Raw genomic sequence first — 21810 nt, 5'->3', positions numbered from 1 at the left:
GCGGATTACGCTTCGCTAATTCGCCCTACGAAGTTCAAGCCGCTTCCTCCGCCCCATCCACCACAGCGTCAGATTCCACCCGACGCAGGTCGCAAGCCCCATGCTGAGGCCGATGGCGGAGCCGAAATTGGCGGCGCCGAGATGCAGCACGGCGACCGCCATGCCGAACCCGAGCAGGCCCCATGCGGAATTGGCGAGCACGGCCGCGGTCGGCGGACCGCCGATGCGCGGATGCAGGATCACCATGATGCTGGAGAACACCACCGGATAGAGCGCGATGATGCCGCTGATGCGGGGGCCGACCCAGCCGGAGGTCGAGACCACGATGGCGACAAGAGTCGCGACCAGCGCAGCCCGCATCGGGACGTCATACCAGCGGCGCGTCACCAGCGGCATCTTCGCGTGGCGATAGCCTGCGAGCAGCGGAATGCAGATGCCGAATGCGATCAAATTGGCCGCGAGCCCGGCGGTGAGCGACCATTCGAACTGACGGATGATCGAGGCCATTGCGATCCAGACCGCGAACGCGCTGCCACAACTCACCGCCATGCCGTGCCGCTGCGACAGCACGACATAGGTGAGGCACATGAAGATCGTCGCCGCATTGACCGGCAGGCTCGCCAGCGCGCCCTGCGCGATGAAGGCGGCGTCATGGTCGATCGCGAGGAAGACGTAGGACGGACCGGCCGACACCGGAAGCGTCGCGATCAGCGCGCCGATCACCGGCCCCGAGCGCTCGGTGATAACAGACGCCGTCACCACGAACGCCGCTGCGATCGCCATGCGCAAAAGGAGAAAGAGGATGAAGTGGAGGTCGAGGGACATTTTTTCTTCTTACCCTCCCCTGGAGGGGGAGGGTCGCTGTGCATGGAGCGAAGCGAAATGCGCAGCGGGGTGGGGTGATCTCTCAACACGAACAGTGTGCGACGTGGAGAGATCACCCCACCCCGCTCGCGCTGCGCGCGATCGACCCTCCCCCTTCAGGGGAGGGTAAGAAAGTCACATCCGCTGCATCGACACCGAAACCTTCGGGCCGTTCTTGATGGTCTGATAGACCACGCAATAGCGCTCGGTGAGCTTGAGCAGGAGATCGAGCTTGTCCTGCGGCGCCGGCGTGTCGACCTCGAAGCGGAGGCGGATCTCGGCAAAGCCAACCGGCGTCTCCTTGTCGACGCCTAGCGTGCCGCGGAAGTCGAGATCGCCCTCGGCGTAGACATTGCCGGTCTTGAGCGGCACCTCGATCGCGGTCGCGACCGATTTCAGCGTGACGCCGGCGCAGGCGACCAGCGCTTCCAGCAGCATGTCGCCGGAGCAGAGCTCGAGGCCGGAGCCGCCGGTGGCGGGATGCAGACCAGCCATCGCGATGGCGCGGCCGGTCTCGACCTTGCACGCGATACCTTCGCTGTCGGTGGAACCCTTGGCCTTCAACGTGATCAGCGCGGCCTTGGGATCGGTCTTGTAGCGCTCCTTGATCGGGGCCTGCATCTGGCGCAGTTCGGCGGCGTCCATTGTTCTCTCCCGGAAAAATCGCCCCTCGATTTACCGGCTCAGAGCAAAAATGTCACCACCACATGGCCTGACCGGGACCCTGGGTTGCGTCCCGGTCGGGCACGCTGCGGTCGAGCGAACGGTCGAGTGACGTCAGCACACTTCGCTTGAAGGTCTCGAACAGCGGCGAATTGCGATCGCGCGGCCGGGCCAGATTGATCTCGATCTGGTCGAACAGCCGGCCGGGCCGCGGCCGCATCACCAGCACGCGATCGGCCAGCACCACGGCCTCGTCGACGTCATGTGTGACAAGGATCAAGGTCGGCCGCGTGTCGGCCCAGAGGTCGAGCAGATGATCCTGCAGATCCCGGCGGGTGAACGCATCGAGCGCGGAGAACGGCTCGTCGAGCAGCAGCACCTCTGGCTGCGGCACCAGCGCACGGGCGATCGCCACGCGCTGCGCCTGCCCGCCCGAGAGCTCGCGCGGCCAGGCCTGTGCCTTATCAGTGAGCCCGACGCGCTCGAGTGCGCGCGCCACCTTTTCGCGCCGCTCGGCGGCGGGCAGATCGGCGAGGCCGAAGCCGATATTGTCGGCGACGCTGAGCCACGGCAGCAGGCGTGGCTCCTGGAAGATGATGCCGATCTTGGCGTGCGGTGAGCTGATCGCTTCACGGTCGAGCGTCACGGTGCCGGAGCTGGCGCGATCGAGCCCGGCGATGGCGCGGAGCAGCGTGGACTTGCCACAGCCGGAGCCGCCGATGATGGCGATGATCTCGCCCTGCCTGATCTCGGCGGAGAAGCGCGCCAGCGCCTCAACGCCATTGGGATAGGTCTTGCTGACCCGGTCGAGCGCCAGCATGCGCTACGCTCCCTTCGCGCGGAAGAAGGCGTCCTGCCAGCGCAGGAACGGCGCAGCCGCAACCTCGATCAGCCAATCCGTGAGCTTGCCGAGGATGGCGAAGATCACGATGGCGGCGAGGATCTGCGCGGGCTTGCCGAGCTGCTGGCCGTCGAGCAGGAGATAGCCGAGGCCTTCGGAGGCGCCGATCAGCTCGGCCGCGACCACGAACATCCAGCCGAGACCGAGGCCAACGCGCAGCGACACGACGTAAGCCGGCAGCACTGCGGGCAGCAGGATGCGGCGGATCATCGCCGGGCCGGAGAGACGGAAGGTGCGGCCGACCTCGACGATCTTGCGATCGACCGAGAGGATCGCGCCCATCACGCCGAGATAGACCGGAAAGAACACGCCGACCGCGATCAGCGCGATCTTCGAGGTCTCGAAGATGCCGAGCCACAGGATGAACAGCGGCACCCAGGCGAGCGAGGGGATCGCACGCAGCGCCTGCACGGTCGGATCGAGTAGCCGCCGCGCCAGCGACCAATAACCGGAGATGGCACCGAGCAAGGTGCCGGCGACCACGCCGAAGGCGAAGCCGAGCGAGACGCGCCACAGCGTCGCAGTGATGTGACGCACCAGCTCGCCGGAACGGGCGAGGTCGGTGATGGTGGTGAAGATGCGAGACGGCGGCGGCACCAGGCGTCCGTTGGACCAGCCGGACCAGACCACGAGCTCCCAGCCGAGCGCGAGCGTCAGCGGCAGCAGCACGCCCAGCATCGGACGCGCATAGCGCGACAGCCGCGAGGGCGCAGCAGCGCTCTCGGCGGGTTCCGAAGTTTGTTGCAGGACTGGCGCGTCGGAGATCATGGCCGGTAGGAAGCGCGTCTGACGAGGGAATGCAACAGTGTTGCTATGTTCTCAGCCGTCGTCCCGGCGAAGGCCGGGAGCCATAACCACAGGGCAGTGTGGTTACGGGGACTCGGAGTGACCGCCTTCGCGCAATAACTACGCTCGGTGGGTATGGGTCCCGGCCTACGCCGGGACGACGGCGGTGTGTGGTGCGCGCGCTTGCCTCTTCCCTGCCGACTAATTCGTCGGCAGCGGGACCTGGTCGTCGATCAGGGCATCCAGCGTCGCCTTCACGTCGACCTTGGCGTCGACGACACCGGCCTGTTGCAGCGCGAGGCCGGCAGCGAGGATCGACTCGCGCTGCGGCGCGCCGATGCGGCTGTGGGTGAGCTCGGTGCGTTCCTTGAGCTGCTTGTCGACGACCGCCTCGGGCAGCTTCGTCACGGCGATGAAGGTCTTCTTCAGCTCGTCGTAATTCGCCAGCGAATACTTTCGCGCCTCTTCATACACCGCGAGCACGCGGCGGGCGGCATCCGGATAGTCCTTCAGGAACTGCTCGCGCACATTGAGGATGCCCCAGGTGTTGGCGTCGGCCTTGCGATAGAACAGCTTTGCGCCCTCCTCGACCTCGGCCTGCGCCATCATGGGATCGAGACCGGCCCAGGCATCGACATCGCCGCGGATCAAAGCGGTCTTGCCGTCGGCGTGCTGCAGCAGCACCGGCGTGATGTCCTTCTCGGTCAGGCCGGCGCCGAGCAGCGCACGCACCAGGAAGATGTGCGGATCGGTGCCGCGCGTCACCGCGACGCGCTTGCCCTTGAGGTCAGCCACGCTCGCGATCTTGGAGTCCTTGCCCGTCACCAGCGCGGTCCATTCGGGACGCGAATAGACATAGATCGACTTGATCGGGTTGCCGTTGATCTTCGCCACCAGCGCCGCCGAGCCCGCAGTCGAGCCGAAATCGATCGAGCCGGCGTTGAGGAATTCGAGCGCCTTGTTGGAGCCGGCCGACTGCACCCAGGTGATGGTGATGCCGTCCTTGGCGAACTCCTTCTCAAGCAGCCCCTTCTGCTTCAGCACCATCGACACCGGGTTGTAGGTCGCCCAGTCGATGCGGATTTCCTTGAGCGGATCGGCGGCCTGCGCCGCAGGGGTCAAAGCGAGCGCCACAGCGCCCGCCAGCAGAATGCGTCGTGTAATCCCAGCCATGCCCGGCCTCCTCCAAAACTTCATTGTTTTTCAATGAGTTATATCTAGAGGTCAACGAGAAAATCCGCCCCTTGAAAGGCCGCCGGCCGAGAACAGATTTGCCCGAAGCCGGCCTTTTCCAGCACGGAACGACTATTGCCAGCGAATGACGGGTGACAGCGCCTGTCACCTCTTATATCCGGTGAGACATGGACAGCGTCGCAACTGAGCAGAAGCCACAGGTGGACGATCGCTTCGACACCGCGCGGATCACGGCCGCGGTCGATGCGCTTGCCGAGAAGCACGAGGGACGCGAGGACGCGTTCCGCACCGCCATGGCGCAATTGCTCAAGGCCGAGCTGATCGCGGCGCGCGCCGCAGCACAGGCGATCCTCTTGAAGGACCGTCACGGCCGCCGCTGCGCCGAGCGGCTGTGCCATGTGCAGGACGAGATCATCCGCATCCTCTATTCGGCCGCGACCCGCCATCTCTACCGCTCGCCGATCCCGAGCGGCGCCGAACGGATGGCGGTGGTAGCGACCGGCGGCTATGGCCGCGGCCTGATGGCGCCCGAGTCCGACATCGATCTCTTGTTCATCCTGCCCTACAAGCAGACGGCCTGGGGCGAGCAGGTCGCCGAAGCCATCCTCTACTGCCTCTGGGACATGGGCCTGAAGGTCGGTCACGCCACGCGCTCGGTCGATGAATCGATCCGGCAGGCGCGCGGCGACATGACCATCCGAACCGCGATCCTGGAGACGCGCTTCCTCACCGGCGACCAGCCGCTCTATGACGAGCTGGTCGAGCGCTTCGACAAGGAGGTGGTGCAGGGCACCGCATCCGAATTCGTCACGGCGAAGCTCGCCGAGCGCGAGGAGCGGCATCGCCGCGGCGGCCAGTCGCGCTATCTGGTCGAGCCCAACGTCAAGGACGGCAAGGGCGCGCTGCGCGACCTGCACACGCTGTTCTGGATCGCAAAGTACGTCTACCGCGTCCGCGACACCGACGAGCTGGTCGAGCGCGGCGTGTTCGACGCGCAGGAATATCGCAGCTTCCGCCGCTGCGCCGACTTCCTCTGGTCGGTGCGCTGCAATCTGCATTTCTACTCTGGCCGCGCCGAGGAGCGCCTGTCGTTCGACCTGCAGCGCGAGATCGCGATCCGGCTCGGCTACACCTCGCATCCCGGCATGCAGGACGTCGAGCGCTTCATGAAGCACTACTTCCTGGTCGCGAAGGAAGTCGGCAACCTCACCGCCATCCTCTGCGCCAAGCTCGAGGACCAGCAGGCCAAGCCCGCGCCGGTTCTGAGCCGGGTGATGGCGCGGCTGCGCCCGACCCAGGTGAAGCGGCGCGTGCCTGACAGCGACGACTTCATCGTCGACAACAACCGCATCAACGTCGCCGCGCCCGACGTGTTCAAGCACGATCCGGTCAATCTGATCCGTATCTTCCGCCTGGCGCAGAAGAACAACCTCGCCTTCCATCCGGATGCGATGCGCGACGTGACGCGGTCGCTCGGCCTGATCAACGCGCAGCTGCGCGAGAATCCCGAAGCCAACCGGCTGTTCATGGAGATCCTGACCTCCGACAATGCGGAGATCGTGCTGCGGCGGATGAACGAGACCGGCGTGCTCGGCCATTTCATCCGCGCCTTCGGCAAGATCGTCTCGATGATGCAGTTCAACATGTATCATCACTACACTGTCGACGAGCATCTGATCCGCTGCATCGGCTTCCTCCAGGATATCGAGCGCGGCGGCATCGAGGAGTTCGCGCTCGCCAGCGATCTGATGCGCAAAACGAGACCCGAGCACCGCGCGGTGATCTATATCGCGACGCTGCTGCACGACGTCGCCAAGGGCCGCCCCGAGGATCACTCCATCGCCGGCGCCAAGGTGGCGCGGCGGCTCTGCCCGCGGCTCGGCTTCAGCCCTGCGGACACCGAGCTGGTCGCCTGGCTGATCGAGGAGCATCTGACGATGTCGACGGTCGCGCAGTCGCGCGACCTGTCGGACCGCAAGACCATCGAGAATTTTGCCGCCGTGGTGCAGTCGGTCGAGCAGATGAAGCTGCTGACGATCCTCACCACCGCCGACATCCGCGGCGTCGGTCCCGGCGTGTGGAACGGCTGGAAGGCGCAGCTGCTGCGCTCGCTTTATTACGAGACCGAGCCGGTGCTCACCGGCGGCTTCTCGGAAGTCGACCGCGGCAAGCGCCTCACGGCCGCCTACGCCGAATTCCGCAACGCCTTCGCCGAGTGGCCGGCGGACGAGCTCGATGCCTATATCGGCCGGCACTATCCAGCCTACTGGCTCAAGGTGGAGCTGCCGCGCAAGATCCGCCATGCCCGCTTCGTGCGCTCAAGCGAGCAGGCCGGCCACAAGCTCGCGATCAATGTCGGCTTCGACGAGGTGCGCGGCGTCACCGAACTCACGATCTTCGCGGCCGACCATCCCTGGCTGCTGTCGATCATCGCGGGTGCCTGCGCCTCGGCCGGCGCCAACATCGTCGACGCCCAGATCTACACCACGACCGACGGCCGTGCGCTCGATACCATCTCGATCTCCAGGGAATACGACCGCGACGAGGACGAGGGCCGGCGCGCCACGCGCATCGGCGAGATGATCGAGGACGTCCTCGAAGGCAAGCTGCGCCTGCCCGAAGTGGTGGCGCGGCGCACCGTGCGCAGCAAGGCGCGGCCCTTCGTGATCGAGCCGGAAGTGACGATCAATAACCAGTGGTCCGACCGCTACACCGTGATCGAGGTCTCCGGCCTCGATCGCCCCGGCCTGCTCTACGAGCTGACCACCGCGATCTCGAAGCTCAACCTCAACATCGCCTCGGCCCATGTCGCGACCTTCGGCGAGCGCGCCCGCGACGTGTTCTACGTCACCGACCTCCTCGGCGCACAGATCAACGCGCCGACCCGGCAGTCCGCCATCAAGAGCGCGCTGACCCATGTGATGGCCGGCGACAAGGCGGTGCAGCCGGCGGCCTGATAAAGCTTGTCATTCCGGGGCGCGCGCAGCGCGAACCCGGAATCCATTCATCCGCGGAGTCGGTGGCACGATGGATTCCGGGCTCGCCGCTTGCGCGGCGCCCCGGAATGACGAGGAGAGAGACCTAAACCTCCACACCCTCATGCCGCAGCAGCCACCTCTTCCGCTCCAGCCCGCCACCATATTTCACCAGCGAACCATCCGCGCCGATCAGGCGGTGGCACGGCAGCACCACGCTGATCGGATTGGAGCCGTTGGCGTGGCCAACGGCGCGAATCGCCTTCGGCATATCGATCTTCGCGGCCATCGCGCCGTAGCTCATCGTGGTGCCGGCAGGGATGTGAGCCAGCGCGGTCCAGACCTTCTGCTGGAACGGCGTGCCGGCGATGCGCCATGCGATGCCAGCGAGCTGGGCGAGATCGCCTTCGAAATAGCCCGACAGCGCAGTCCGCATCCCGGTCGGCGCGGGCCGATCGCCGATATCCACGGCCCCGTAATGCAGGCGCAAGAGCTCGCGCATGCGGTGCTCATAGTCTTCCCAGTCGAGCGCCCGCAGATTGCCCTCGGCATCGGTGACCAGCAGCGCGATCCCGATCGGCGTCGCCAGGCGATCGAGGCCGAAGCGTTCAGGCGTCTTGGTTGATCGAGCGGGCATTGCGGCACCAGGTAATCGAAACACACCCATCGCACTTGCCATGGCGGCCATGCTAACGTCCACCCGAAAGCTGACGCTTTTGGGGGAGCTCAACTTGAACCTGATCGCCAATGTCCTGGTGGCGCTGGTCGCCGCACTGCATGCCTACTTCCTGATCCTGGAGATGTTCCTCTGGGACAAGCCGCAAGGCTTGAAGGTGTTTCGCAATACGCCGGAGAAGGCCGCGATCACAAAAGTGCTGGCCGCCAATCAGGGGCTCTATAACGGCTTCCTCGTCGCCGGCCTGATCTGGGGCCTCGTCCACGGCAATCCGGCCTTCGCGTTCCAGATCAAGGTGTTCTTCCTGCTCTGCGTGATCGTGGCCGGCGCCTATGGCGCGGCGACCGTCAGCACGCGGATCCTGATCGTGCAGGCGGTGCCGGCGGCGGTCGCGCTGGTTGCATTGTTTCTCGCCTGAGACGCTTCGGCGCAGCGCCGCGATCCTTGCGCGGCGGCTGCCCTTCCTCCACAATCTCAGGCAGCGATGGCGACCGTTGCAACAACGGAAAAAGACCATCGGTCGAAAATTCCGTCAGGAGGAACAACCAACATGACCAGTCGCAGAGCCTTCCTAGCTGCCACGACAGCACTCGCCTTCACATTCTCCGCCAGCCAAGCCCTCGCCCAGAAGAAATACGACACCGGCGCGAGCGACACCGAGATCAAGATCGGCCAGACCGTGCCGTTCTCCGGGCCGTACTCCGTCTACGCCAATATCGGCAAGACGCAGGCCGCCTATTTCAAGATGATCAACGACCAGGGCGGCATCAACGGCCGCAAGATCAATTTGATCCAGTATGACGACGCCTATTCGCCGCCGAAGACGGTGGAGCAGGTGCGCAAGCTGGTCGAGGGCGACGAGGTCCTCTTCACGTTCCAGCTGATCGGCACCGCGGCCAACGCCGCCGTGCAGAAATATCTCAACGGCAAGAAGGTGCCGCAGCTCCTGGCTTCCACGGGCGCGGCGCGCTTCAACGATCCGCAGAACTATCCCTGGACCATCGCCTATAATCCGAACTACGTGTCCGAGGGACGCATCTACGCCAAGTACATTCTCAAGGAGCATCCCAACGCCAAGATCGGCGTGCTCTACCAGAACGACGACATGGGCCGCGACTATCTCGCGGGCCTCAAGAGCGGCCTCGGCGACAAGGCCGCCAGCATGATCGTCGGCGAGGTCTCCTACGAGGTCACTGATCCCACGGTGGATTCGCAGGTCGTGAAGCTGAAATCGATGGGCGTCGACGTGTTCTTCGATGCCTCGACGCCGAAATTCGCGGCACAGGCGATCAAGAAGCTCGCCGACCTCGGCTGGACGCCGGTGCACATCCTCGACATCAATGCGAGCCCGATCTCGGCGACGCTGAAGCCGGCCGGCCTCGATATCTCCAAGGGCATCATCTCGACGCAATACGGCAAGGAGCCGGGCGATCCGCAGTGGAAGGACGACCCCGGCGTGAAAGCCTTCTTCGCCTTCATGGACAAGTATTTCCCGGAGGGCGACAAGCTCAACACCGTCAACACCTATGCCTATTCGGTGGCCGAGTTGCTGACGCAGGTGCTGAAGCAATGCGGCGACGACCTGACGCGTGAGAACATCATGAGGCAGGTCGCCAACATCAAGAACTTCACCCCGAGCTTCGCCCTGCCCGGTATCAAGATCAACACCGGGCCGAACGACTTCCGCGTCAACAAGCAGATGCAGATGATGAGGTTCAACGGCGAACGCTGGGAGCTGTTCGGACCGATCATCGAGGACACGGGCCCGTCGGGTTAGTAACTGCGTGGGGTGGGTTAGCTTGGCGGATGCGCGGAGCGCGATCCGCCGGGCGTAACCCACCTCTTCTGCGTCCGCGGAGATGAACAGTGGTGGGTTACGCCTACGGCTAACCCACCCTACAAAGGATGGGCGCCGCCCACCTTGCGTCGCAGCAACGCCTCCTCCACACTCGTCCTCAGCGGTGACGTCCGGTTCGCACAAGCGCCCGGCAGATCACCTGCAATAACAAACTGAGGAAATTGCGAATGAGGAATGGAATGCTGCATCTGGCCACGGCAACGGCGCTGACCCTGGCGCTGTCGATCTCTGCGGCCAATGCCCAGAAAAAATATGATCCGGGCGCCAGCGACACCGAGATCAAGGTCGGACAGACCATGCCGTTCTCGGGACCGGCGTCGGCCTATTCGTCGATCGGCAAGACCCAGGCCGCCTATTTCAAGATGATCAACGACCAGGGCGGCATTAACGGCCGCAAGATCAACCTGATCCAGTATGACGACGCCTATTCGCCGCCGAAAGCCGTGGAGCAGATACGCAAGCTCGTCGAGAGCGACGAGGTGCTGCTGACCTTCCAGATCATCGGCACGCCCGTGAACGCGGCCGTGCAGAAATATCTCAATTCCAAGAAGGTGCCGCAGCTGTTCGCCGCGACCGGGGCCTCGAGGTTCACCGATCCGAAGAACTTTCCGTGGACCATGGGCTACAATCCCAACTACTTCGTCGAAGGCCGAATCTACGGCCAGTACATTTTGAAGGAGCATCCGAACGCCAAGATCGGCGTGCTCTATCAGAACGACGACCTCGGCAAGGACTATCTGAACGGCCTCAAGGCCGGGCTCGGCGACAAGGCCGCCAAGATGGTCGTGACCGAAGCGTCCTACGAGGTCTCCGATCCCACGGTCGACTCGCAGATCCTCAAGATCAAGGACGCCGGCGTCGACTTGTTCTTCAGCGCGACGACACCGAAGCAGGCCGCGCAGGCGATCAAGAAGATCGCCGAAATGGGCTGGCATCCGATCCAGATCGTCGACATCAACGCCACCTCGGTCGGCGCGGTGCTGAAGCCGGCAGGCCTCGAGGCCGCCAAGGGCCTGATCAGCGTCAACTACGGCAAGGAACCGCTCGATCCGACCTGGAAGGACGACCCCGGCCTGAAGAAGTATTTCGACTTCATGGCGAAGTACTATCCGGACGGCGACAAGGATTCGAACTTCAACACCTACGGCTACAGCACCGCACAGCTGCTGGTGCATGTGCTGCAACAGTGCGGCGACAACCTGACGCGCGAGAACGTCATGAAGCAGGCGGCGTCATTGAAGGACGTCGCCAGCGACACCGCGCTGCCCGGCATCAAGGCCAACACCTCGGCGACCGACTACCGCGTCAACAAGCAGCTTCAGATGATGAAGTTCAACGGCGAGCGCTGGGAACTGTTCGGCCCGATCCTGGAGGATGCAGGTCCGGCGGGTTAGAAGAGAGAACCTCTTCGTAGGGGTGGGTTAGCCGAAGGCGTAACCCACCACTCCTGCCGACACACGGGAAAGCGAAGAGGCGGGTTACGCCCGGCGGACTGCGCTTCGCGCAGCCGCAGGGCTAACCCACCCTACGAACTCAGGTCGGTATCTCCCCAAAGTTCTTCCCGACCGGCAGCACGGCGTGCCGGATCAGCCGCGAATCCTCCACCGCCGCCTGACGGTGCTTGACCGCCTCGCGATAGACGGGATCGCGGATCATCTCGACGAAGGCTCCGACGCTCGGATACTCCGCGATGAAGCAATGGTCCCAGCGCTCCTCCTGCGGGCCGATCAGCATCAGCTCGAATTTGCCCTGCCAGACGATGCGGCCGCCGAGGCGTTCGAACACCGGGCCGCTCTCGCGGCCATAGGCGGCATAGGCTTCCGCGCCGCTGGCCTTGCGGCCGTCGGGATAAGCCGCTTCCTTGCGCAAGCGCACCAGGTTGAGCATGTGGATCGGGCCCGGGCGATCGTTCTCCCGGAATTGCGCAAAGATCTCCTTGGTCGGATCGATGTGGCCCATGCGTGCTCCCTTCGTGAGTTCCCTCTGTTTTATGCGGGCGATCCTAGCGCTGGCGCCCTGGAAGCGGAACTGCGGCGGGCGAATGCCGCATCTCCTAATCGCGCGTTAACGCCGGGGTAACCCGGCCTTAAACAGCGACCGCTAGCGTGCGGCGGGGCGGGCTGACCGGGCGTTTTGCGTATGGCGTGGGGAAAGAAAAAGGGTGGGCGGAAGGAGCCGCTGTTCGGCTTGCCCGCGGCGCTCGCCGATCTGCGCCTGACGGCGGCGGACCGCATCCCCGGCGGCGAAGACAAGCCGAAGAAACCAGCGAAATCATCCGCCAAGCGCAAGAGCGACGATGCCGGCGACGAGCCGCCGCGCGAGCGCAAGGCACCGGCCGGCCGCAGCGGCGCCAAGCGGCGCTCGAAATCCGGCGGCGGGTTCAGCCTTGGCCGCTTGGTCTATTGGGGCGCGGTGCTGAGCCTGTGGGGCGTGATCGCGGTGATCGGCGTCGTGATCTATGTCGGCGCCCACCTACCGCCGATCCAGTCGCTGGAGATTCCAAAACGCCCGCCGACGATCCAGATCGTCGGCATCGACGGCAGCATGCTGGCGCAGCGCGGCGAGATGGCCGGCGCCAATATCGCCCTGAAGGATCTGCCGCCGTATTTGCCGAAGGCCTTCATCGCCATCGAGGACCGCCGCTTCTATTCGCATTTCGGCATCGACCCCATCGGCATCCTGCGTGCGCTCGTCACCAACGTGCTCCATCGCGGCGTGTCGCAGGGCGGCTCGACCTTGACGCAGCAGCTCGCCAAGAACCTGTTCCTGACCCAGGAGCGGACCATGCAGCGCAAGCTGCAGGAGGCGGAGCTCGCCATCTGGCTCGAGCGCAAGCACTCCAAGGACGAGATCCTGGAGCTCTATCTCAACCGCGTCTATTTCGGCTCCGGCGCCTACGGCGTCGAAGCAGCCGCGCAGAAATATTTCGGCAAATCGGCCAGGAACGTCACCATCGCCGAGGCCGCGATGCTGGCCGGCCTCGTCAAGTCGCCCTCGCGCCTTGCGCCGAACCGCAACCCCGAAGGCGCCGAAGCGCGCGCGCAGATCGTGCTTGCGGCGATGGCGGATGCAAAATTCATCACGGAAGCACAGGCGCAGGCCTCGATCGGCCATCCCTCCTACAACGTGAAGCCGGCCGGCGCCGGCACGGTCAATTACGTCGCCGACTGGATCGGCGAGGTCTTGGACGATCTGGTCGGCCAGATCGACGAGAGCATCAAGGTCGAGACCACGATCGATCCGAAGCTGCAGAGCGTGGCGGAAGCCGCCATCATCGACGAGCTCGCCGCCAAAAGCGTGAAGTTCAATGTCAGCCAGGGCGCGCTGGTGGCAATGACGCCCGACGGCGCGGTGCGCGCCATGGTCGGCGGGCGGAACTATTCCGAGAGCCAGTACAACCGCGCGGTGACGGCCAGGCGCCAGCCGGGCTCCTCGTTCAAGCCGTTCGTGTACCTGACCGCGCTCGAGCAGGGGCTGACGCCCGACACCGTCCGCCAGGACGCGCCGATCGAGGTCAAGGGCTGGAAGCCCGAGAACTACACCCACGAATATTTCGGCGCAGTGACGCTGACGCAGGCGCTGGCGATGTCGCTCAACACCGTCGCCATCCGCCTCGGCCTCGAGGTCGGGCCGAAGAACGTGGTCCGCACCGCGCACCGGCTCGGCATCTCCTCCAAGCTCGAGCCCAACGCCTCGATCGCGCTCGGCACGTCGGAAGTCTCCGTGGTCGAGCTGGTCGGCGCCTATGCGCCCTTCGCCAATGGCGGCTTGGCGGTGGCGCCGCACGTCGTCACCCGGATCAGGACGCTCAGCGGCAAGCTGCTCTACATGCGCCAGCCCGACGAGCGGAACCAGGTCATCGACCCCCGCAATGTCGGCATGATGAATGCGATGATGCGCGAGACGCTGATATCAGGCACCGCCAAGAAGGCGGAGATCCCCGGCTGGCCGGCGGCCGGGAAGACCGGCACCAGCCAGGACTACCGCGACGCCTGGTTCATCGGCTACACCGCCAACCTCGTCACCGGCGTCTGGCTCGGCAATGACGACAACTCGCCGACCAAGAAGGCCACCGGCGGCGGCCTGCCGGTCGAAGTCTGGTCGCGCTTCATGAAAACGGCGCACGAGGGCGTGCCGGTCGCGAACTTGCCGAGCTCGCAAGCGACCTGGGGCCTGTCGAACCTCGCGCAGGCAGCCTCACAAGTGTCGCCGCCGACGGCAGCACCGGGCCCGGCGCAGGCGAGCGCCGGTGGCTATCGCCCGCCACAGCCGACGCGCGCCAATGTGCGGCCGGAAGCGGCGGCCGGGCTCGATGGCTGGCTGATGGACCGGCTGTTTGGCGGGAATCGGTAGCTGCGAATTGAGGTCCTGGTGACCTCGAAACAAAAACTACGAAAACAACCCCATGCACAGTAGAACGCGACATCAGGCGTGACGCTGGGTGGATCGTTCGAAGCGTTTGATGCGACGGGGTTAATCAAGCAACCGGCGCAATCGTCGCGGCGTCGGAGAAGAATCGCGCAAATGCGTAGAATGCTGCGTTGGTCTTCTCTGTCATTCCCCGCCACCGCTTCGGCAAGTCCTGCCTAGCGCGGCAAGATTCTCCGCGGCCCGCAGCTCGCCGAAAGCAAAAATACCAGTCTCTTCAAGCTCCCGTCAGCGGCCCGGGATTTGCTCTCACAGGTTGTGCGAGTACAGGGGAGCGTTCCATGATTTCAGGAGTATCCAGCGCGGTGTTGCCTCATCTGCGGCCCGCATCAACGTCCACTTCAAATGCGACATCGGGTCTCCAGCCGGTGGTAGAGGATACGCCCCAAGCTGCGTCCAGCGGCTTCCGGATTGATGTGTCCCAGGTCAAACCGCTGACAGGGGCCAAGCCGATATCGGCTGCGGATGATCCTGTCCTGCACGATCTCATGGCAACGCACTGGTTGATGGCCCGCGACACGGGTGCAGCTCAACCCGGCGTCTCGGACGACGCTCCTGAGAACATCTACGCCCAGGTGAAAGTGGACGGCCAGGTGGTAGCCACGCTCTACAATGGCGGCTCCTCGACCATGACCAACGCGGCAGCCGCGAAGATTGGCAAGCTCGAGGATCCTCCCGGCCTGAGCGGACCTGATCTGGCGCAGTGGCGGGCCGACCAATACGCCGAGCGGCTTGGCGGCACCGTCGAAAAGGCGCCCACCGCGATCAGCCAATCGCAATGGACACCGCGTGAAAGCAGGTCCACGACCTATAGCCGCGAGCAACTCGACGCGGCGTTCCAGGCGATGCTGGCGGAGGAGCAAAGGGTCATGGCGCAGCAGCAGGCACGCTACCTGGCGTCACACGCGCAGGCGGGGGCGAGTGCGGATTTCAGTGCGTGAGCAAAGAGCCGATCTCTTGCTCCACCCACGGTGTCGTCCCGGCGAAGGCCGGGACCCATACCGCGTGATTTATCGATCGCGGAAGGTCGGTGTACCGAACAACTAGTCTTCGCCAAACTTCTCCCTGTGGTTATGGGTCCCGGCCTTCGCCGGGACGACGAGAGAGAGTTGGCCACCCGCAAACGATGAGCGCGCCCTAATCCTCGACGCCGTACCGGTGCAGATCGTTGCCGTGCGTGTCGAGCCACTTCTTGGCGCGCTCCATCGAGGGGCAGACCTTGCCGCAGACGCGCCAGAAGCGCGCCGAGTGGTTCATCTCGACGAGATGGGCGACCTCGTGGGCGGCGAGATAGTCGAGCACGAAAGGTGGCGCGAGGATCAGGCGCCAGGAGAACGACAGCGAGCCCGCCGAGGTGCAGGAACCCCAACGGCTGGACTGGTCGCGGATCGAGAGCCGCTTGACCCTGACATTGAGCTCGGCGGCATAGGCCTCCGCCGAACGCTGCAGGTCACGGCGGGCCTCGCGCTTGAGGAAATCGCTGACGCGGCGATCGACATGGTCGACGCCGCCGGCGACGCAGAGAATCTTTTCACCGCTGTCGCGCGTTTCGGTCCACACCGTGCCGCGGATGCCTGCGCGATGAACGATGCGATGAGGCGTGCCGCGAAGCGGTATCACTGTGCCAGGCTGGAACGGCGCGGCCTTCGGCAGGCGGCCGAGACGTGCCGCGATCCACGCACCGTGACGCGTCGCGAAGTCTTTTGCTTCGGCCAGCGTGCCGCGCGGCGGCATGGTGAGGATGGCTTCGCGATCACTCGGATGAATTCGGAGCGTATAGCGGCGCGCACGTCTGTGCCGCCGCAGCCGGATCGCAAAAAACTGCGATCCATGGGTGATGACGAGGGTCTTCGGTTCGTGGGGCCGCCGATAAAGGAGTGCGCGAGTGGCCATGTCTGTCAGTCCGGGGGGCAGGAGTTCGCCCGGATTCTGCCATAACCACCGCCAGGGAAAGCGCTCGGCGCAAAAACAAATCATTTGCCCAATATACAGGGGTTCTTCAGTCCGGGAGACCCTACAGACTGGGGTTGGAACCGGCTTTTTTCGCCCCCGCTGGACGCATGCGGCACCCCCAAGGGGTGAGGGGTGACTCACTCCTATAACGCTACCTAAATACCTCGAATCTGGAGGGAACTTACCCCTGCCGGAGGCCCCGGCAGGGGCGGAAATTTCGACGGGAAAGCCGAAATTCAGGATTATTCGGCCGCGAGAGCCTGCAACGAGCTCGGATTCGCAGCAGAGACCATGAAGTCGTGAATCCGCGGCACGATCTCCGACTTGAAACGCGATCCGTTGAACACGCCGTAATGTCCGACGCCCTTCTGGACGTAATGAACGCGGCGATGATCGGGAATCGAGCTGCACAGACCGTGCGTCGCTTCGGTCTGACCAAGGCCGGAGATGTCGTCGTTCTCGCCTTCGACCGTCATCAACGCAACGCGCGTGACCTTGGAAGGATCCACGAGGGTTCCGCGATGGGTCATCTCGCCCTTCGGCAGCGAGTGCTTCACGAACACGGTGTCGACGGTCTGCAGGTAATACTCTGCCGAGAGATCCATCACCGCGAGATACTCGTCGTAGAAGTCGCGATGCTTGTCGACGAGGTCGCCGTCGCCCTTCACCAGATTGGCGAACAGCTGCTTGTGCGCATCCATGTGCCGATCGAGATTCATGCTGATGAAGCCGTTGAGCTGCAGGAACCCCGGATAGACGTCGCGCATCATGCCCGGATGCGGGAACGGCACCTTGGTGATGACGTGGTTGCGGAACCAGTCGATGCCGCGCTGCTGGGCGAGGTCGTTCACCCCGGTCGGATTACGGCGCGTATCGATCGGGCCGCCCATCAGCGTCATCGAGGTCGGCACGAACGGATCGCGCCGGGCTTCCATGATCGAGACGGCGGCGACGACGGGCACGGAGGGCTGGCACACCGCCATCACATGGGTGTTGCCGCCGAGGACGTGCAGCATCTCGATGATGTAGTCGATGTAGTCGTCGAGATCGAAGCGCCCTTCGCTGAGCGGCACCATGCGGGCATCGGCCCAGTCGGTGATGTAGACCTCATGCGCAGGCAGGAAGGCCTCGACCGTGCCGCGCAGCAGCGTCGCATAATGGCCCGACATCGGCGCCACGATCAGCACGCGCGGCTGCGGGCTGCGCAGCGGACGGGTGAACTTGCGATCGAAGTAGAGCAGCCGGCAGAACGGCTTTTCCCAGACCGAACGGATCTCGACGGGAACGCGGATGCCGTTGACCTCGGTGTCGTCGAGGCCCCATTCCGGCTTGCCATAGCGGCGCGTGGTGCGCTCGAACAATTCGCAGGCCGCGGCGACCGACTTGCCGACTTCGGTACGGGCCCAGGGATTGAGGGGATTCTGAAACAGCAGCTTGGTCGCGTCGGTGACTGCACGGGCCGGATTGAGAGAGGCGTGGGCCATCTCGTACATCCAGTACATCGGCGTCGTCAGGACCGGACTGCCTTCTGCAGCCAGGGGCGGGGCGCCGCCAAACTCACCAATAGGCATCGCTATATTCCTCTTCGCATCGCAGCATACTGCCGAATGCGTAATATTGCGTCAATGCACGGCTCCGTACATCTACGTGGCTGAGACGGTTAAATCGTCCTGAATCCACGAGAAAGTGACGTTATTCGCCACCCGACAGCAGCGAGCCGTGCTTTTTGGCGCTGCGCAAAAGGGCAAGGAATGCCCAAAAAGAAGCAACCAGAAGTACAGCATTGATGACCAACGCCTCCAGCATCAGATCGATCCTGAAGGTGTTCTCGATCAGCAGCGCGCGCATCCCCTCGAACACATAGGTGGGCGGCAGCGCCCAAGCGACATATTGCAGCCAGACCGGCAGCACGCTGACGGGATAGTAGATGCAGGCGAGCGGCATGATCGCGAACATCAAGGTCCAGACGATGCTCTCGGCGCCCAGACCGTGCCGCAGCACCAGCCCCGAGACGAAGATGCCGACCGACCAGCTGGTGAAGATCAGGTTGCAGAAGAAGGCGATCAGCGGCAGGCCGAGCGCATAAACGTTGAAGTGAAACAGGAACAGCGCCAGCAGCGTCATCGGGACGATGCCGATCGCGAGCCGGATCAGGCTCATGACCGTCAGCGACAGCAGAAACTCGATGGGCTTCAAGGGGCTCATCATGAGGTTGCCGAGGTTACGCGCCCACATCTCTTCCAGGAACGAGATGGAGAAGCCGAGCTGGCCGCGGAACAGGATGTCCCAAAGGATGACAGCGCCGATCAGCGTGCCGCCGGCCCGCGCGAAGAAGCTGGCGTTTTCCGCGATGTAATACTGGATGAAGCCCCAGGTGATGACCTGCAGCGCCGGCCAGTACAAGAGCTCGAGCAGCCGCGGCCAGGACGACAGCAGCAGGTACCAATAGCGCAGGATCATCGCGCCGATGCGGTGCGCGGAGATGCCGCGATGGAGGGAGAGCTCGGTCATCGCACCGCCTCCTTCGCACCGTTCATCCGGCCGCGGGCGACGTCCAGAAACACCTCCTCCAGCGTGGTGCGGTTGTAGCGGGCCATGATCGCTTCCGGCGTGTCGTCGTCCTCGATGCGGCCGCGCTTCATGATGATGATGCGGTCGCAGAGCCGCTCGACCTCGAGCATGTTGTGCGAGGCCAGCAGGATGGTGGCGTTGTTGTCGCGGCGGTAGCGCTCCAGATGGCCCCGCACCCAATCGGCAGTATCGGGGTCGAGCGAGGCCGTCGGCTCGTCCAGCAAGAGCAGCTCGGGCTGATTGATCAGCGCTTTCGCCAGCGCGACGCGGGTCTTCTGTCCGGCGGAGAGCTTTCCGTTGGCGCGGTCGATGAAATCGGTGAGGTCGAGATCGTCGGCGAGCTCCGCAATGCGGTCGGACAGATTCCTGACCGCATAGAGCTTGCCGAAGATGGTGAGGTTCTGCCGCACCGTGAGCCGCATCGGCATGTCGACATAGGGACTCTCGAAATTCATCCGCCCCAGCACGGCAGCGCTCTCCTCGGGCATGCGATGCCCGAGCACCTGCACGCGGCCGGAGGTCGGCAGCACCAGGCCCATGATCATCGCGATGGTCGTGGTCTTGCCGGCGCCGTTGCCGCCCAGGAGGCCGGTGATGCTGCCGCGCGGCAGCGAAAAGGAGATATCGTCGACGGCGCGGGTCTGCTTGTAGAGCTTGACGAGGTGATCGACCGCAATCGCCGCGGAGGAGGCGTGCGCCGCGACAGTCGGCCGACTTGAAGCCTTGTCATTCTCGGTCATGCTGGGCCGTTCTTCTGCTATTGCAGCTGATAGCGCAAGGCTTGTAATCGGGGTGGTTCCGCGAGCCCAGCGTTTGTGATCCAGAAAGCACCGCCACATTGGCCGATATGACCGAAATTGCCGCTTCCGACTTCCGCCACGCGCAGCGGCATATCCGCCTCGACACCATCCTGCGGCTGCGCTGGCTCGCGGTGCTGGGCCAGCTCGCCGCGATCTTCATCGTGGCGCAGGGGCTGGAGTTCAATGTCGAGATTGTCCCCTGCGTCAGCATCATCGCGCTGTCGGCCGCGCTCAATCTGGGCCTTCAGACCGCTGCCAATCCGATGCAGCGGCTGGAGCCGATGCAGGCCGCCGGCCTGCTGGCGCTGAACATCGTGGAGCTGGCGGGGCTGCTGTTCTTCACCGGCGGACTGCAGAACCCGTTCTCATTCCTGTTTCTCGCGCCGGTGCTGATCTCGGCGACGGCGCTGCCGGCCCGCTTCACCTTCGGCCTCGGCCTGCTCGCCGTCGCCTGCGCCTCGGTGCTGTTCTTCTTCCACCTGCCGCTGCCCTGGGATTCCGACGATCCGCTGGTGCTGCCGCCGATCTATCTCGTCGGCGTCTGGCTCTCGATCGTGCTCGCCATCGGCGTCACCAGCCTCTATTCGTTCCAGGTGACCGAGGAGGCGCGCAAGCTCGCGGACGCGCTGGCCGCGACCGAGCTGGTGCTGACGCGCGAGCAGCACCTGACCCAGCTCGACGGCCTCGCCGCCGCGGCCGCGCACGAGCTCGGCACGCCGCTCGCGACGATTTTTTTGATCTCGCGCGAGCTGGAAAAGACGGTGAAGGATCCGATCTTTGCCGCCGACCTGAAGACGCTGCGCGAGCAGACCCAGCGCTGCCGCGACATCCTCAGCAAGATCACCCAGCTCTCCTCCACCGGCGCGCCGTTCGACCGCATGAAGCTGTCGGAGCTGATCGAGGAGGTGGTGGCCCCGCACCGCGATTTCGGCGTCGAGATCAAGGTGCGGATCGCGGTGACCGCCGCCGTCGAGCCAGTCGGCTCGCGCAACCCGGCGATCCTCTACGGCGTCGGCAACATCGTCGAGAATGCCGTCGATTTCGCCCATACCACCGTCGAGGTGAACGCCTGGTGGAACAAGGACACGATCGAGCTCCTGATCTCCGACGACGGCCCGGGCATTCCGCCTGACATCCTCAACCGGATCGGCGAGCCATATCTGTCGCGACGGCGCACCCACGATGACGGCGGCGGCGAACGGCGCGGCCTGGGCCTCGGCGTGTTCATCGCGCGGACCCTGCTCGAACGCACCGGCGCCAAGGTCTCGTTTACCAACCGGATCTTTCCGGAACACGGCGCGGTGGTCCACATCACATGGCCCAGGCAGCGTTTTGAGGCTATCGAGACGCTCGAAGAAACAATAGGATAGACCGCGACCTTGCGTCGCACAAAAGGGCCGATCGACTATTGGCGGCCTTGGCACCGCCCGATTGCGAGGCCATATGTAAACGCGCTGGAGAGAGGACAACACCTTGAACGCCATCGCCGAACTGAATGAACAGGCCGACCGCTCGCTTCTCATCGTGGAGGACGACAAGCCGTTTCTGGAGCGCTTGTCGCGCGCGATGGAGACCCGCGGCTTCGCGGTGACGTCGTGCGATACCGTCTCGGACGGCCTCGCGCAAATCGGCAAGGCGGCTCCCGCATTCGCGGTTGTCGACTTGCGACTCGGTGACGGCAACGGCCTCGACGTGGTCTCGGCGCTGAAGAAGAAGCGCCCGGATGCACGCGCGATCGTGCTGACCGGCTATGGCAACATCGCCACCGCCGTGACCGCGGTGAAGATGGGCGCGATCGATTACCTGTCGAAGCCCGCGGACGCCGACGACGTCGTCGCCGCACTGCTCTCGACCAGCGCGGAAAAGTCCGAGCTGCCGACCAACCCGATGTCGGCCGACCGCGTACGCTGGGAGCACATCCAGCGCATCTACGAGATGTGCAACCGCAACGTCTCGGAAACCGCGCGCCGCCTCAACATGCACCGGCGCACGCTGCAGCGGATTTTGGCCAAGCGCGCGCCGAGGTGACGGTGTCGTAGGGTGGATTAGCCGAAGGCGTAATCCACCACCGTTTGTCCCGGCGGAAACGAAAGAGGTGGGTTACGCCGAGCAGATGCGCTTCGCGCATCTGCAGGGCTAAC

At 64.4% G+C, this 21810-nt stretch carries 19 protein-coding genes; 8 read left to right on the top strand and 11 right to left on the bottom strand.

Translation table 11 applies throughout. The features are described 5' to 3' along the window. Nucleotides 1-15 precede the first annotated feature (15 nt). The 5 genes from JQ603_RS14735 to JQ603_RS14715 form a co-directional block, all read right to left on the bottom strand. Nucleotides 16-825 carry a hypothetical protein gene (locus JQ603_RS14735; protein ID WP_212340430.1) on the bottom strand — a complete coding sequence of 270 codons (810 nt, stop codon included), beginning with the start codon at nt 823-825 and terminating at the stop codon, nt 16-18. A 174-nt stretch (nt 826-999) separates the two neighbouring features. Continuing rightward, nucleotides 1000-1509 carry an OsmC family protein gene (locus JQ603_RS14730; protein WP_025033277.1) on the bottom strand — a complete coding sequence of 170 codons (510 nt, stop codon included), beginning with the start codon at nt 1507-1509 and terminating at the stop codon, nt 1000-1002. 52 nt (nt 1510-1561) lie between these two features. After that, on the bottom strand, nt 1562-2347 hold the full coding sequence (locus tag JQ603_RS14725; protein WP_212340428.1) for an ABC transporter ATP-binding protein: 786 nt from the start codon (nt 2345-2347) through the stop codon (nt 1562-1564). Between the two features lie 3 nt (nt 2348-2350). Continuing rightward, on the bottom strand, nt 2351-3196 hold the full coding sequence (locus tag JQ603_RS14720) for an ABC transporter permease (RefSeq protein ID WP_212340426.1): 846 nt from the start codon (nt 3194-3196) through the stop codon (nt 2351-2353). 219 nt (nt 3197-3415) lie between these two features. After that, nucleotides 3416-4387, bottom strand: coding sequence for an aliphatic sulfonate ABC transporter substrate-binding protein (locus JQ603_RS14715; RefSeq protein ID WP_212340424.1), 972 nt, complete (start codon nt 4385-4387; stop codon nt 3416-3418). A 188-nt stretch (nt 4388-4575) separates the two neighbouring features. Here JQ603_RS14715 and JQ603_RS14710 point away from each other — a divergent pair, with 188 nt between their 5' ends. After that, on the top strand, nt 4576-7365 hold the full coding sequence (locus JQ603_RS14710; RefSeq protein WP_212340423.1) for a [protein-PII] uridylyltransferase: 2790 nt from the start codon (nt 4576-4578) through the stop codon (nt 7363-7365). Between the two features lie 124 nt (nt 7366-7489). Here the strand turns inward: JQ603_RS14710 and JQ603_RS14705 are convergent, their stop codons facing one another. Beyond that, nucleotides 7490-8020, bottom strand: a complete 531-nt coding sequence (locus JQ603_RS14705) for a methylated-DNA--[protein]-cysteine S-methyltransferase (RefSeq protein ID WP_212340421.1) — start codon at nt 8018-8020, stop codon at nt 7490-7492. 49 nt (nt 8021-8069) lie between these two features. Here JQ603_RS14705 and JQ603_RS14700 point away from each other — a divergent pair, with 49 nt between their 5' ends. From JQ603_RS14700 to JQ603_RS14690, 3 genes are all read left to right on the top strand, one after another. After that, entirely contained in the window at nt 8070-8477 is a 408-nt protein-coding gene (locus JQ603_RS14700) for a DUF1304 domain-containing protein (RefSeq protein WP_433996642.1), read from the top strand. 132 nt (nt 8478-8609) lie between these two features. Beyond that, on the top strand, nt 8610-9836 hold the full coding sequence (locus tag JQ603_RS14695) for an ABC transporter substrate-binding protein (RefSeq protein WP_212340417.1): 1227 nt from the start codon (nt 8610-8612) through the stop codon (nt 9834-9836). Nucleotides 9837-10084: 248 nt separating this feature from the next. After that, a complete protein-coding gene (locus tag JQ603_RS14690) occupies nt 10085-11311 on the top strand; it encodes an ABC transporter substrate-binding protein (protein WP_212340415.1) in 1227 nt (408 codons plus the stop codon). A gap of 139 nt (nt 11312-11450) precedes the next feature. On the opposite strand, the gene JQ603_RS14685 is transcribed toward JQ603_RS14690, so the two are convergent. Further along, nucleotides 11451-11876 (bottom strand): DUF1330 domain-containing protein, encoded by a 426-nt coding sequence (locus JQ603_RS14685; RefSeq protein WP_212340413.1) that lies wholly within the window; start codon nt 11874-11876, stop codon nt 11451-11453. Nucleotides 11877-12056: 180 nt separating this feature from the next. On the opposite strand from JQ603_RS14685, the gene JQ603_RS14680 reads away from it, so the two are divergent. Next, entirely contained in the window at nt 12057-14270 is a 2214-nt protein-coding gene (locus tag JQ603_RS14680) for a transglycosylase domain-containing protein (RefSeq protein WP_212340406.1), read from the top strand. A 356-nt stretch (nt 14271-14626) separates the two neighbouring features. Further along, the gene (locus JQ603_RS14675) at nt 14627-15286 is read left to right on the top strand and encodes a hypothetical protein (protein ID WP_212340404.1); all 660 of its coding nucleotides are present in this window, start codon (nt 14627-14629) and stop codon (nt 15284-15286) included. 196 nt (nt 15287-15482) lie between these two features. Here the strand turns inward: JQ603_RS14675 and JQ603_RS14670 are convergent, their stop codons facing one another. The 4 genes from JQ603_RS14670 to JQ603_RS14655 all read right to left on the bottom strand — a co-directional run bounded on the left by JQ603_RS14670 (nt 15483) and on the right by JQ603_RS14655 (nt 19609). After that, entirely contained in the window at nt 15483-16322 is an 840-nt protein-coding gene (locus tag JQ603_RS14670) for a M48 family metallopeptidase (protein WP_212340402.1), read from the bottom strand. Nucleotides 16323-16540: 218 nt separating this feature from the next. Further along, nucleotides 16541-17869 (bottom strand): polyhydroxyalkanoate depolymerase, encoded by a 1329-nt coding sequence (locus JQ603_RS14665; protein WP_018644330.1) that lies wholly within the window; start codon nt 17867-17869, stop codon nt 16541-16543. 121 nt (nt 17870-17990) lie between these two features. Next, entirely contained in the window at nt 17991-18809 is an 819-nt protein-coding gene (locus JQ603_RS14660; protein WP_212340400.1) for an ABC transporter permease, read from the bottom strand. Then, nucleotides 18806-19609, bottom strand: a complete 804-nt coding sequence (locus JQ603_RS14655) for an ABC transporter ATP-binding protein (RefSeq protein ID WP_212340398.1) — start codon at nt 19607-19609, stop codon at nt 18806-18808. Before JQ603_RS14655 ends, JQ603_RS14660 begins: the two co-directional genes overlap by 4 nt. A gap of 107 nt (nt 19610-19716) precedes the next feature. On the opposite strand from JQ603_RS14655, the gene JQ603_RS14650 reads away from it, so the two are divergent. Both JQ603_RS14650 and JQ603_RS14645 read left to right on the top strand, forming a co-directional pair. After that, nucleotides 19717-21039 (top strand): ActS/PrrB/RegB family redox-sensitive histidine kinase, encoded by a 1323-nt coding sequence (locus JQ603_RS14650; RefSeq protein WP_212340396.1) that lies wholly within the window; start codon nt 19717-19719, stop codon nt 21037-21039. Nucleotides 21040-21142: 103 nt separating this feature from the next. Next, the gene (locus JQ603_RS14645; RefSeq protein ID WP_027563303.1) at nt 21143-21697 is read left to right on the top strand and encodes an ActR/PrrA/RegA family redox response regulator transcription factor; all 555 of its coding nucleotides are present in this window, start codon (nt 21143-21145) and stop codon (nt 21695-21697) included. Nucleotides 21698-21810 lie beyond the last annotated feature (113 nt).

The sequence above is a fragment of the Bradyrhizobium liaoningense genome (assembly GCF_018130825.1).
Lineage (GTDB): Bacteria > Pseudomonadota > Alphaproteobacteria > Rhizobiales > Xanthobacteraceae > Bradyrhizobium > Bradyrhizobium liaoningense_B.
This window is presented reverse-complemented; position numbering and strand designations above follow the sequence as displayed.

Coding starts and splice junctions, on each gene's coding strand:
- JQ603_RS14735 (WP_212340430.1), bottom strand. CDS start 825: ATGTCCCTCGACCTCCACTTCATCCTCTTTCTCCTTTTGCGCATGGCG.
- JQ603_RS14730 (WP_025033277.1), bottom strand. CDS start 1,509: ATGGACGCCGCCGAACTGCGCCAGATGCAGGCCCCGATCAAGGAGCGC.
- JQ603_RS14725 (WP_212340428.1), bottom strand. CDS start 2,347: ATGCTGGCGCTCGACCGGGTCAGCAAGACCTATCCCAATGGCGTTGAG.
- JQ603_RS14720 (WP_212340426.1), bottom strand. CDS start 3,196: ATGATCTCCGACGCGCCAGTCCTGCAACAAACTTCGGAACCCGCCGAG.
- JQ603_RS14715 (WP_212340424.1), bottom strand. CDS start 4,387: ATGGCTGGGATTACACGACGCATTCTGCTGGCGGGCGCTGTGGCGCTC.
- JQ603_RS14710 (WP_212340423.1), top strand. CDS start 4,576: ATGGACAGCGTCGCAACTGAGCAGAAGCCACAGGTGGACGATCGCTTC.
- JQ603_RS14705 (WP_212340421.1), bottom strand. CDS start 8,020: ATGCCCGCTCGATCAACCAAGACGCCTGAACGCTTCGGCCTCGATCGC.
- JQ603_RS14700 (WP_433996642.1), top strand. CDS start 8,070: ATGCTAACGTCCACCCGAAAGCTGACGCTTTTGGGGGAGCTCAACTTG.
- JQ603_RS14695 (WP_212340417.1), top strand. CDS start 8,610: ATGACCAGTCGCAGAGCCTTCCTAGCTGCCACGACAGCACTCGCCTTC.
- JQ603_RS14690 (WP_212340415.1), top strand. CDS start 10,085: ATGAGGAATGGAATGCTGCATCTGGCCACGGCAACGGCGCTGACCCTG.
- JQ603_RS14685 (WP_212340413.1), bottom strand. CDS start 11,876: ATGGGCCACATCGATCCGACCAAGGAGATCTTTGCGCAATTCCGGGAG.
- JQ603_RS14680 (WP_212340406.1), top strand. CDS start 12,057: ATGGCGTGGGGAAAGAAAAAGGGTGGGCGGAAGGAGCCGCTGTTCGGC.
- JQ603_RS14675 (WP_212340404.1), top strand. CDS start 14,627: ATGATTTCAGGAGTATCCAGCGCGGTGTTGCCTCATCTGCGGCCCGCA.
- JQ603_RS14670 (WP_212340402.1), bottom strand. CDS start 16,322: ATGATTTGTTTTTGCGCCGAGCGCTTTCCCTGGCGGTGGTTATGGCAG.
- JQ603_RS14665 (WP_018644330.1), bottom strand. CDS start 17,869: ATGCCTATTGGTGAGTTTGGCGGCGCCCCGCCCCTGGCTGCAGAAGGC.
- JQ603_RS14660 (WP_212340400.1), bottom strand. CDS start 18,809: ATGACCGAGCTCTCCCTCCATCGCGGCATCTCCGCGCACCGCATCGGC.
- JQ603_RS14655 (WP_212340398.1), bottom strand. CDS start 19,609: ATGACCGAGAATGACAAGGCTTCAAGTCGGCCGACTGTCGCGGCGCAC.
- JQ603_RS14650 (WP_212340396.1), top strand. CDS start 19,717: ATGACCGAAATTGCCGCTTCCGACTTCCGCCACGCGCAGCGGCATATC.